This is a genomic window from Friedmanniella luteola (assembly GCF_900105065.1).
GTDB lineage: Bacteria > Actinomycetota > Actinomycetes > Propionibacteriales > Propionibacteriaceae > Microlunatus > Microlunatus luteolus.
On the sequence record NZ_LT629749.1, the window covers coordinates 4,117,198 to 4,129,583 of the forward strand.

Here is a 12,386-nt window from a genome sequence, read left to right on the forward strand (position 1 = left end):
ACAACGGAACCATCCCGACCCCCAAGCTCAGGATGCCCCAGGGGAACGCCCCCAGTTCAGGGTGACCGGACCGGCCCGGTGTCGCACATCAACTGGCGACGACCGTCGCACATCAACCGACGGAGGACACAGGCGACCAGGACAAGGCGACCAGGACCGGTGCCGTGAGAACCCTCCTTGCTCGGTCAAGGCGACTCGCTTCGAAGTCGCAGCCCCCTTCGTTGGTGAATTGTTCGCTGAAGACGCTGGGCTGATCTGGGAGCGTCTTAGTTCGAGAACCTTCAGGACCTCATCCAGTATCCCAATGCCAGTTAAGGAGGACCAACGGCAAGCCCTATCGCGGTTCGGCGATTCTCAATTCCAGGCTCTTAGGGCAGAACCGCGGGGACCGGGACGGCCCCTCCGCCCGGGTGCAGGAACAGCAGTTCGGCGCGGACTTCGCCCCCTGTGGCAGCACGCAGACATTCCGCGTAGGCCTCCATTTGCGGTCGGTAGTAGGTGACACGGGAAGCGAGACCGCCGGCCGGGACGGCGTCGGTCTTGTAGTCGACGATGACGAACGACCCGTCGTCGTCGCGGAAGATGAGGTCGACGTAGCCCTCCAGGACCGTGCCGTCAGTGGTGACGGTGCCGACGTACTGCTCCCGCCAGTGCTGATGGCCAGCCGCGCGCTGCACAAGGTCGGACCGCAGCGCCGATTCCACCAGCGCGCTCACCATCCCCTCGTAACCGACCACGCCCTCGGCGACGCACTGAGCGGCAACAGCGTCTGCGACGGCCGCAGCTTGACTCGTGTCCGCCGCTGGAAGCGGCACCACCTGCAGCACGGCATGCACCGCTCGTCCGACGGCGGATCCATATCGACCCTTCGACCAGGGCGGTAGCCCGAGATCACGGGCGCCCTTGGCCAACCCAGGCGGCTTGGCCTCGCGATTAAGCACCACCTCAGGCTCGGTGCCCTCCAGCCCAGATGCGCTGATCGCCGACGTTCTCCGCGACCGCTCGCGCGCTTGCGTCAGCTCGGCCAGCCATGGGGCGTAGTCGGGCGGCGGCAGAACCGGCGGCGGCGCAACCCGAGCGTTGGCCGCGCCGGATGTCGGCGTCTGGTACGACACGGCACCAGCAGCGCTGAGGCCACCAGCTCCGGCGAGCAGGCGTGCCGCCGTTGCGACGGCCTTGTCGGGACGGTGCAGGGACACCACCAGGTGGTCCCGCGCCCGGGTTGCTGCCACGTAGAGGAGTCGTCGCTTTTCCAGGTCGTCCATCTGCTCGTCGATGGGTTGTGCAGCGTCGAAGTCCTCGGTTTGGACGCTGCTGCTCAGCTTGACGGCATATCCGCCGGACGCAGGCCACAGAACTTGGACGCCGCGGCGGCGGTTGCTCTGGGCCGTCAAGCCCGACAGGATCACGATCGGGAACTCGAGCCCTTTGGCCGCGTGGATAGTCATAACTCGGACCGCGTCGGCGTCGGTCTCCGGCAGCACTGACTCAGCGACGCGGCTGGTCTCCTGGCCCTGGTGCGCCGCCCAGGCGAGGTAGTTGCGCAGCCCTCCATCGGACGACTCCGCCCACGCTCGGGCCTGGTCGACGACGAACCGCAGGCGACGCCAGGCGTCTCGGGCTCGTGGACCGGTGGCAGCCAGCTCGAGCATCCGGCGGTCGGCGACGACCGCTCCGAGCACTTCACTTGGGGTTCTCCACCGGGAGTCGAAAGCCAGCTGGCGGAGATAGGTCAAGGCCGACCCGACCGGCCCAACGTTGAGGGCTGCATTCTCCAGCCGCGCATAAATGTTGAAGGCACCACCGGCGTACTTCCAGCGCCAGAGGTCGTCATCACCGCAGCCGAAGAGGGGCGACCGGAGCGCCTGCACCAGAGCCAGGCTGTCAGTCGGATCGGCCACCGCGCGCACGCAGGCGAGCAAGCTGCGCACCTCATCGGCTTGGTAGACCAGCGAGCTGGCCTCCGTGCGGTGCTCGATGCCTGCCGCGTCCAGAGCCTCCTCCAGGAACGGCAGCGACGTTCGAGCCGGGACCAGGACGGCAATATCGTCAAGCCGGCATCGGCGCCAGGACTGTGTCACGCGGTCGAACACCTGCCAGCTCTCGGTCATGGCCTGCGTGACGGCGCCCGCGACATCCGCCGCTTCGCGGGTGCGCAGGATGGCCGCGGACGCCCGCGGCAGGTCCCTGTGCGGCTCCGCCCCCAGCAACATCACGCCCGGTCCGCGCCCCACGTCTTCCCGGGCGAGGTTCAACGGTTCGTACGAGGGCTGACCGTCGGGCTCGGCTTGGATGAGCTGAGCGAAGACCGCGTTGACCCAGTCGAGGATGGGTGCGACGGTCCGGAAGTTCGTTGTCAGGCTGACCGTCTCCCCCAGGTGCTTCTGCGCGTCGAGATAGGTCGCAATCGACGCCCGCCGGAAACGGTAGATCGACTGCTTGGGATCGCCGACCACGAATAGCCGACCCGCCGGCACCACGACGTCACGCCAGTCGTTGGCGGCGGCCTCCTCGCCGCCCGCGATGCGCACAGCGAGCTCGATCTGGATCGGGTCGGTGTCCTGGAACTCGTCCAGCAGCAGCCGTTGGTACCGGTCGTGCAGGTCCCGCCGCGTGCTCGCGCTGGTCCGCAGCAGCTCGCGGGCCAGCACCAAGAGATCGTGGAACTCCAGGCGACTCTGCGCGCGTCGACCCTCGGCGGCGACTACCACTTGGGCCGCAAGCCAGTGAGTCAGCCGTCGGAGGCACTGGTGGCGGACGGCGTCAACTGCCTTGGTGGCGTCGGCGGCGAAACTCCGGCCGGCCGCTCGCACCTCGTCGATCGGTCGGCTCCAGTTTCCCTTCTGCCCGTTACTGAAGGCGATCTTCCCGATCTCCTCGAGTACCGAAAGCTCGGCCTCGACGTCCGGTGCGCAAGCCAACCGGCCGAGTCGCACCCTCAGCTGGCGGAAGTGCTCGAGAAGCCTGTCCTCAGGCTCAGTGCACTCTGCTCCGAGGTCGGCGAGCCGACGCCCTCGGGCGAGCAGGTCGGCCGTCGGAGGTGGGGTGATCTGCTCGGCGTGGCGAAACAGAACTTGGTCGTGAATCAGGTCCCAGTCGTTGCCTAGGAGCACGGCCAGCGAACGAAGGTGGTCGAGAGTGATACCGACCGCCATCCCGAGGAGCAGAGGTTCCTCCATGCTGTCGTCGTCCAGCAGCTCCGTCCTCAACTCAGACCACCGGTCCTCGAACGCCACGGAAGACCCGATCTCGTCCAGTACCTCAAGTTGCGGTGCGAGTCGCGCCTCGATCGGATGTTCCATCAGGAGCCGCTGCGCGAAGGCGTGCAGCGTCCCGATGGCTGCGCTGTCGAGGTCATTCAGTGCCTCGTCGGCTCGTTCCCGATGGCACTCACTGCCCTCCGCCCGCTGGGCTTCGAACCGGACACGCAAGCGGTCCCGCAGCTCCGCCCCCGCCTTCTCGGTGAAGGTCACGGCGGCGATATGACGAAGCGGTACGTTGTCAGTCAGAACGAGGTGGAGCACCCGATTGACCAGTGCGTGGGTCTTGCCGGACCCGGCTCCGGCGTTCACGAAGAGCGTGCTGCCCGTATCCGAGGTGATGCGGTCGCGTGCGTTCTGGTCCAGCCACCGGGCCGTCACTGAGCTGCCCCAGCGTCGCCGAGGGAGGCGGGTGCGTCCACGTCGATCAGCCGGACGAGCCGCTGCAGCAGCGGGTCGAACTGCTTCCGCTCCCAAACCTCCCGAAGGTCGCCGTAGCCGGTCCCGTCCGGGTTGCAGTAGGAGCACTGCACCCACAAGAAGTCTGGTGTCTCCGGCGCCTTGGGGGGGAAAAGCCCTGCCGCGATCGAGTCGACGAGGACTCCCACGGTCACGGCATAGCTCTGTTCAACTTCTTGCGTCAATGGCAGCTCCTTCCGGCCGCGGCCCTTACGCACGAACCAGTACGCGGCACGCACGGGCGTGCCGGCGTTCCCGAAGCGGGACCGAGCAGCGAGCGCGTAAACGGGAAGCTGGAGCTTGGTCCCCTCGACATAAGGGTCAGACTCGCTGATCTTGTCAAAGGCGGTACGGCTTCCGGTCTTGATGTCGGTGACGACAAGCGTGCCGTCAGCTCGCTGGTCGACACGGTCCGCGCTTCCCCGCATGCTGACCGAACCGCGCGAGACGGTGACGGCCACAGCCTCCCCGCCGCGCATACCGAAAGCCATCTCACTCGCCATGACCCTCGACTGCTCACGAGCGTGCCAGGCGTCGTCGTCGTCAAGCATCCACTCGAGGTCGCCGAGGATCCGTTGACGCTCCCGCTGCCAGAGCCGCGGGTGTCCGGTGAGTCCTTGCTGGGCCAACGCCTCGGCCTCCGACTCGGCGATCGCGCGGAGACGCTCGCGTTGAGCACCGGTCCAGGGTTCGCCGAAGCCCGGGAGCTCGTCCTGGCATTCGCGGATGAGCCGGTCCACCACCGCGTGCACGAAGGTGCCGATCTGAGTGGGCGAGACGACGACGATGTCCTCTGGCTGCTCCAACGGCTGAACACCCAGGAGCCGCCGGACGAAGAAGGCGTACGGGCAGGCCGCATAGAACTCGAGTGCGGTAGGCGAGATGGCCTGAGTGCTCATGGCGTAGTCGGGGATGCCCTCGAGGCCGGACAGGTTGCCGTCGAAACGGCTCAAGGCGTGCTGCGCCCTGGCCCGGACCATAACGGTGCCCGCGCGCACGGTCGCGTCGTCCAAGGTGTGCACGGCGGCAGCCTGCCGGGTGCGCCACTCCTGCTCCTGGCTCAGCGCGCGCGTCTGCAAGAGCTCGCCGGCGAAAGAGCCGGACGTGGCCATCGCCCCGGCATAGTCCGCTGGCTGCCACGCGGTAGCCGGCAGGCGGTGGTCCCCGCTGAGATGACGCAGGGTCGGCAGCAGGAAGCGGCTCGGTATGCGCACGGTGGACCGCCGGAGGTCCCCACGGGGGAAGGACGCGACCACAGTTGGAGCCGACGCGAACGCGGCGAGCAGGTTCCGGTGCTGCCGGTCGAGCGCGGCGCGGGCGGAAGGCACCTGCCCGTTTGTGGCCGCCCGCACCTTCTCTGGGAGCAGCGCATCCTCATGCACGCGGCCAGGGTAGAGGTCCTCGCTCAGCCCCAGCACGAAGGACACCTCGAGGTCGAGGCCGACCGCCGAACTCAGCGGCCCAACATAGATCCCGTCCCCGAAGCGCCCGACCCGCGGCAGGGACGACGCCAACGCCAGCTCAAGCGCCTCGCGGAGTCGCGTGAGCGAGGCTGCGCCCTCGACGGCGTCGAGGTTGCCCAGCGCTTGCAGGGTGGACGCAACCGCCGCGGCCGCGTACTGCTCCTCGGCGGGAAGACGGTTCAGCGTGCCCGGACTTCCCAGCAGCGTCTCGTAGAGTCGTCCCGCCCAGCCGGTCAGGTCACGCCAGGTACTCATCCGCTCGGCGCTGTCCAACTCGCTCCGCAGTCGGGCGACGAAGGCGTTCAGACCCTCGGCGGACTCGATGGCTTGACGGCTGCGCTCCAGCCGCCAGTCCTGCGGATCTTCCGATGCCATTTCCGAGGCGATCTCGGCCTGCTCGACATCGACCAGCCGGCAAAGCCGGGCAGACCAGTCCTCTCCGCGGACCACGCCGGCGCTCCGAGACGTGCGCTCCCACCGGGACAGCGGGACGCGTTGGCCATCGAAGTCGCGAACCGGAGCGCTGGCCAGAGTGCGGAACAGGTCGGCGCGAGCGAGGTCACCCTCGGGCAGCGCGAGCAACCCCAGCAGACACTGGGCGATCGCGCGCTCCCCCACCGGCCGCGGACCGGTCCCGTTCACCGTGACACCCGCCGCAGCAAGCTGCTCGTGCAGCAGCCGGGCGTACGGCCTGGTCGCGGAGTAGAGCACGGCGACCCGATGGGCGGGGGTGTGCTTGAGCGCTTCGACGACCTCGCGCACCACGCACCGCACCTCGTCGTCGGAGTCGGAGGCGTTGAGCAAGCGGGTGGCTGTACTCGGCGCGGGAGGGTCCGGCAGTTGCACCTCCAGTTGCTCCAGCCAAGGGGTGAGCGCAGCATCAGCGCGCCGCACCCCGGTAAGCCCGCAGATGACGGTGGAGGCGGGACGGTCCCTCAGGAGTCCGTCCGCGAGAGCGGCCTGGGCTCGGCTCAGTTCCTGCGGCAGATACAGCACGACGGCGCCGAGGTCCGCACCGTGGCAGCGTGTGGCAGCATCGTCAAGCAGGTCGACCCCGTCGTACCAGTCAGAGTGCAGGGAGTGGCGAACCGTGCGGTGCAGCCGCACCACCTCCGCCGGGAGACCGCCGAGTTTCTCGACGCCAGTCAGCGCCGAGTTGTCAGCGTCGCGCAGGGTGCGGTGCGCCGCGGCGAGCGCCTGCACGGTGGCGGGATGATCGGCCACCTCGGCAAACACGCCCGGCTCGGTTGCCAAGGCGGTCCGCCAGGCTGCCGCAAGGACCGGCGCAGTCACTGGCCGACGGGGCGCGAGATTCGGCGCAGCGAGGCGTTCCGCGAGCCGATCCAGCGTGGTGATGTCCAGGGCGGCGATGCCGATGCGACCGTCGCCTACCCCCGCGGCGAGGTACCGGCGGGCGACGATGCCGGCGAGGTTGGTGGGCACGATGAGCGTGACCGGCGCCATCGGGTCGTGGGCCTTGGCCGCAGCGACGGCCTGGCGAAGCAGGATGAGCGCGGCAGGACCGTAGCTGGTGAACTGGACCTGCATCGCACCCCTTATCGCTCGAGCCCGAGCCTTCGACCACCTTAGAGGTGGCGCGACAAGCCGTCGGCTAGCCTCAGGCAGGTAGTTCCGCTTCGGCCCGACAGGCGCGTCGATCGACAAGCCTCCACCCGCGCGGGAAGTTTCTTGATGCTTCCTGGGGTTGAGTCGTGCCGTTGTTTCGTGGGTCAGTCGCTCACCTGCGCTCGCAGATCGAGAATGGCTCCCTCGTGCCGACCCTGTCTGAGCAGTACCGTCACCGAATGGGCCGATCCGCGCCACCCGCCGAGATCCGGTCCTGGGAGCGCAGCCTCGCTGTACTGGCTTCCGACCTGGTCGAGGCCGGACTTCCTGGCGTGGAGGTTCTTGTGGAGTACCAGCTGCCGCTGACCAGCAAGAGGGCTGACGTCATCCTGTGCGGCCGGCATCCCGGCAGTGGAACTGCGCAGTTTGTCGTGGTGGAGCTCAAGCAGTGGTCACGCGCGCACCTGGTCGACCACGCCGACGACCTCTGCGTCCTGGACGGCATGGGGACCCGGCTGCACCCGGTGGAGCAGGTGCGTCGCTACTGCACCCACCTCCGAGACTTCGTGGCCGCGCTCGACGATGAGGGGCAGGCCGGCATCGCCGGCGTGGCCTACCTGCACAACGCCACCGACCTTGACCTCAACGACCTCTGGGCCTATCCCCAGGACCAGCAAGGCCGCATGTACACCGGGCAACGCCGCGCCAAGTTTCTCCGCTACCTCCAGCAGCACTTGGCGCCGACGTCCGGTGCGGAGGCGGCTGACCTCCTCCTCGGGTCCGCGATCCGACCGAGCAAACAGCTGCTGACCCTGGCGGCCGAGGAGGTGCAACGACGCGAGCAGTTCGTCCTCCTCGACGAGCAGCAGGTCGCGTACTCCCTCGTCATGCGCTCCGTTGAACAGTCCTACCGGGCCAACAGCAAGGAAGTCATCATCGTCAGCGGTGGTCCGGGCTCCGGCAAGAGCGTCATCGCGCTCTCCCTGATGGGCGAGCTCTCCCGCCGCGGCCGCACCGTGCTGCACGCCACCGGATCGAGCGCGTTCACCCAGACCCTGCGCCGAGTTGCTGGAGCACGCGCACCGCGGGTGAAGAGCATGTTCAAGTACTTCAACCAGTTCGTCGACGCCGAACGCAACAGTCTGGACGTGTTGATATGCGACGAGGCCCACCGCATCCGCGAGACCTCGGCCAACCGCTACACCCCGGCGTCATTGCGCTCAGGCCGGCCCCAGGTGGCCGAGCTCATCGATGCGGCGCGCGTCCCCGTCTTTCTGCTCGACGAGCACCAAGTGGTCCGCCCTGGCGAGATCGGAACCATCGACGACATCCGTGATGCGGCCGAGGCAGCTGGCCTTCGAACCCAGGTCATCGAACTGGATGCGCAGTTCCGCTGCGGCGGCAGCCGCGCGTACGAGGAGTGGGTGCTGCGACTGCTCGGCCTCGAACCGGGCGGGCCGGTCCCGTGGGAGGGCGACGAGCACTTCAGTCTGTCGTCGACCACGGGACCAAGCACCATGGAGCTACGGCTGCGAGCCCTGCTGGACGAGGGCTACGGGGCGCGGATGGCCGCTGGCTACTGCTGGCCTTGGAGCGATCCGATCCCCGGTGGTGGCTTGAAGCCGGACGTTCGGATCGGCGACTGGCAGAAGCCCTGGAACAACAAGAAGGACACCTCGCACGCCGGCGCGCCGGGGACGCCGTACTGGGCCAGTGACGCGGCTGGCTTCGAGCAGGTCGGCTGTGTCTACACCGCGCAGGGCTTCGAGTACGACTACGCCGGTGTGATCATCGGCCCGGATCTGGTCTGGCGCTCGGACCACTGGGTGGCCCAGCCGCAGCACAGCCACGACAGCCAGGTGAAGCGCGGCGACTCGGCTCAGTTCGACCAAGCCGTGCGCAATACGTACAAGGTCCTGTTGACCCGCGGGATGCTCGGAGCGACGGTCTACTCCACCGACGCCGAGACGCAAGCGCTGCTGGAGTCCCTGATTTCGGCCTGACGACACCACGACATTGCTGGGTCGAACGCTCAAAGCGCTCCTAGTGGCGGCCGCGTGTGCGCAGTTCTCAAGTGGCGGGGTCCGCATCAGCGACCCCTGGACGCTTTCGAGGTGACCCGTAGCGTTAACCGCCCGGTCATACTCCTAGCCCCGATTGACGACTACGCCTTGGTCGAAATGGTCGACAACTTGGCCCATTCTGGGGCTGTTGCGGCGATCCGGGCCGGCCGGCCTGGCTCATCTCGAGACAGAGCAGTCCCCGCGCAGATGATGCTCGCCGAGCGATGATGGAGGCCGGCCGGCTGCCTGAATGACGCGTCGCTACAACGTGGTCGCCTGACTCCGGACTCTCAGAGAAACTGAGCGTTGCGGCGTGCAAGTATCATGGCGCCTTCGCTCACAACCCTCATCAAGTCGGGAACCATCTCAGTGAGCCGCTATAGCATTGTATGCAGCGCGCAGCGTGGCGAGTACTCGCCAATCTATCGGATCCTCGAGATGGAATTCGTGATCGAGGTCGTGTCCATCATTCGCCGTCGTGAAGCGCTCCAGGTTCTCGGCCGTTCCCAGGAGCTGATCCGCTGTTCCGGACAGCCAATCTGAGGCGAGGATCGTCTCTTGAAGAGGAGTCCCTATGGCCGCAGCGAAGCCCGCCGGAGTTCCGGCGTCGAGCCCTGGGTTTGGTCGCCGGGGGTGAGCCGGTCGTTCAGGTCGCGAAGATCCCCGGATGCGCGAGTCGTGTTGCGCCGCTGGACGAGCCAGACCAGGATCGACGCCGCGAAGCCGAGGGCGGCCTGACCGCTGCGGAGAAGAAGGAGCCGGTCGAGTTGCTCTGCAAGAACCGGTCCTCCAGCTCGAGGTCGAGACCCTCAGGCTGGCCAGCGCCTAGTTCGGGCGGGACAACGGGCTCCAAAAGTTGGGTCTCGGCTGCCGTTGAGTTCGAAGCCCTGCACAGCGCCGCCAACTTCGTGGCATGATCACCACGCCGTCCATGTCCGATGAATCGGGTCAGCTCCCCGTTGAACAACCTGGCAAGTGCCCTAAAGCCCCTGCACCCAACGCTCGAGGCGCGAGCGCCCCATGTCTTCAACAGCCATGCTTGGTCTCCTGCTGGTGGCGATCGCCAGACGGTCGATCGCATCCGATGCGGGCGATACTGCCCTGCTCAAGGAAGTAGCGCACGGCGGACCATCTACTTCCGCGACCCATGCAGTGCATCTGACGCGCTGCGGCTGCCTCATACTCATCAGGGTCGGCCCGGTACCGCGAACCAGCGACCGCGGGCGCAGCAATAGATAAAGATGACTTGTCGGAGCCGGCCGCTATCCAAAGCCAGACACCCGAAGGGGGTATGACCACCGCATGACTGAGGACTTCTCGTTCGACTTCGACGACGTGCGACCACGCACCTGGCTCGACGCGTTCCCGTGGTTGAGGGGCACCCTCGAGTGGCGCGGCGAGGGTCAGCCTTGGTGGCAGGAGTCGATCGACGACGCTTCCGCCGGCGTGCGACGGCACATCATTGCCCAGATCTCGGAGCTGGCCATGGAGCGGCTGACGCAGTGGACGATCGGTCAGATCTTCCCCGGACTGTCCCCCGACCTTGATCTGCGGCTGCTGCAGCTGCCCGCCCGCGCCGCCAACACACTGGACCGCCGGGGCTGTACCCAAGCTGCTGCTCTGGCGGCGATGACCGTGGACGACATGATCAGGTGGCGCCAGGTGGGCGCCGGCACTATCGACGCCATCCTTCAAGCCCTTGCCGACGCCAGCACGACGGCAGCGACACCGACCGTGATCTCGTTCTCCAATGCCTTTGAGACCATGGCGGCGTTGCCGTTCGATGAATTGCGGACGCCGGACTGGCTACATGCCCTGAACGACGATCTGACAACAGTCGCCACCTGGTTCGCCACCGTCGGGTTCTCCGACCAGGCCCTGCTGGGTGCCCCGCTCCCCGCCGGCACGCCACACGAGATCGTTAAGGCTCGTCAGAGGCTCGAGACGCTCACCGCTGATCAGGTCTTGGGTGAGGACGAGCTGGAGCTCGACATTGCTGGCCGTTTCGACGACGCCCTTCGCATGCTCGATCCACGCGCCGCGCAGATCCTCGCGGCTCGCATGTTCGCCGACAAGCCGGTGACCCTGGACCAGCTCGGACTGAAGTACGAGGTGACCCGCGAGCGCATCCGCCAGATCGAGGGCAAGGCGACCGGCACCATGCGTGGCTTCATCTCCGAGAGTGGCGCCCTCGGAGAGGTCGCCGAAGCCGCCCGCTCACTTATCGGCACAATCCGCCCGCTCGATGAGTTGCTCGAGCTCATCCCGGCGCTGGGCCGCAACGTCGAGACGGTCGGCCAACCGGCATGGCGCGTGCTCGACCGCTTGGATGACGCCTATCAAATCGAGGATGAGTGGTGCGTCGTCCCCACCATGACCGCCGCCGAGAACATCACCCAGACGCTGCTTCAGGAGCGGGCCGACAAGTACGGCGTCGCACGGATGGACGAGTTCGACCTGATCGAGAGCAGCCACCCGGAGAAGCAGGCCGAGCTCACGGCGGCGTGGATTACCCACTGTGGCTACATCGTTGACCGCAACTTCGTGCTCACGCGGACCTCATCGGTGAACGACTACGCTGCCGCCATCCTGTCGATCGATGGTTCACCGCTCAGCCCCCAGGAGATCGTCGACCGCTTCGTCTTCGACCGGAGCCCGCGCTCCCTCGGGAACGCTTTGAGTGGCGACGACCGTTTCGAGCGCGTCGATCGCGACCGATGGGCCCTCAAAGAGTGGGGACTCGACGCGTACGCCGGCATTCGGTCGGTAATCCGGGAGCAGGTTGCCCGAAGCGGAGGTCGGGTCAAGCTGACGGATCTAGTCGAGCACATTACCAGCCGTTACAGCGTAAGCGGGAGCAGCGTGGTGGTCTACGCCGGTGCCGCTCCGTTCATCACGAAAGACGGGATGGTGCAGCTCGCTACGGAGGACCAGGGTGCGCGTAAGGCACCGGAGCGCACGCGCCGCCTTTTCCGCCGCCCCGACGGGTGGGCTTACCGCGTGCGCATCAGCAACGATCACCTACGTGGCAGCGGCTCACTCGCGCCGCACGCCATCGCGGCGGTCCTCGATCTCCACGCCGGTGAAACCCGACAGCTTCACAACCCGCTCGGAGCGCAGTCTGTTGCCTGGACAGGACTGCAGCCCCAATTCGGCACAATCCGCCGATTCCTCATGGCCGAAGACGTCGCTGCCGGGGCTGAGGCGTTCCTCATCCTGCAGGACGACGCGACCTTCTCCTTCGAACTTGCTCGTGACCTAATCGACGATCCGCTCGCGGACGCCTTGTCCCTCGCTGGGGCTCCGGCGGTTACCGACTGGGAAGAAGCCCGACTGGCCCTTGCCCAAGCCCTCCGCCTTCCCGACGCCTCCCCCGTGACCAGCATCATCGGGGGGTACCGCGAGCGCGGCGACGACGACATCGCCGAGTTGCTGACCTCGATACGCGAGTACCTGGAGACCGGTAACATCCCGACAGAAGTAAAGCACCGGGCCGACGTAGACGACATCTTGGATCTCCTGTGACCGATGTAGCGCCTCGAACCCTTCGGTCGCTCCCCCTTGGTGACCGATAC

Annotated in this window: 4 protein-coding genes; 2 read left to right on the top strand and 2 right to left on the bottom strand. The window is 67.1% G+C overall.

Annotation, left to right across the window (positions count from 1 at the left end; all coding sequences use genetic code 11):
- Positions 1 to 368: 368 nt before the first annotated feature.
- Entirely contained in the window at positions 369 to 3,641 is a 3,273-nt protein-coding gene (locus BLT72_RS19265) for a UvrD-helicase domain-containing protein (protein ID WP_091414940.1), read from the bottom strand.
- Positions 3,638 to 6,730: a PD-(D/E)XK nuclease family protein gene (locus BLT72_RS19270; RefSeq protein ID WP_091414942.1), complete on the bottom strand. Its 3,093-nt coding sequence runs from the start codon at positions 6,728 to 6,730 to the stop codon at positions 3,638 to 3,640. Before BLT72_RS19270 ends, BLT72_RS19265 begins: the two co-directional genes overlap by 4 nt.
- Positions 6,731 to 6,954: 224 nt before the next feature.
- On the opposite strand from BLT72_RS19270, the gene BLT72_RS19275 reads away from it, so the two are divergent.
- Positions 6,955 to 8,751 carry a DUF2075 domain-containing protein gene (locus BLT72_RS19275; protein ID WP_231930167.1) on the top strand — a complete coding sequence of 599 codons (1,797 nt, stop codon included), beginning with the start codon at positions 6,955 to 6,957 and terminating at the stop codon, positions 8,749 to 8,751.
- Between the two features lie 1,362 nt (positions 8,752 to 10,113).
- Positions 10,114 to 12,336, top strand: a complete 2,223-nt coding sequence (locus BLT72_RS19285) for a sigma factor-like helix-turn-helix DNA-binding protein (RefSeq protein WP_091414948.1) — start codon at positions 10,114 to 10,116, stop codon at positions 12,334 to 12,336.
- The last annotated feature ends 50 nt before the right edge of the window (positions 12,337 to 12,386 follow it).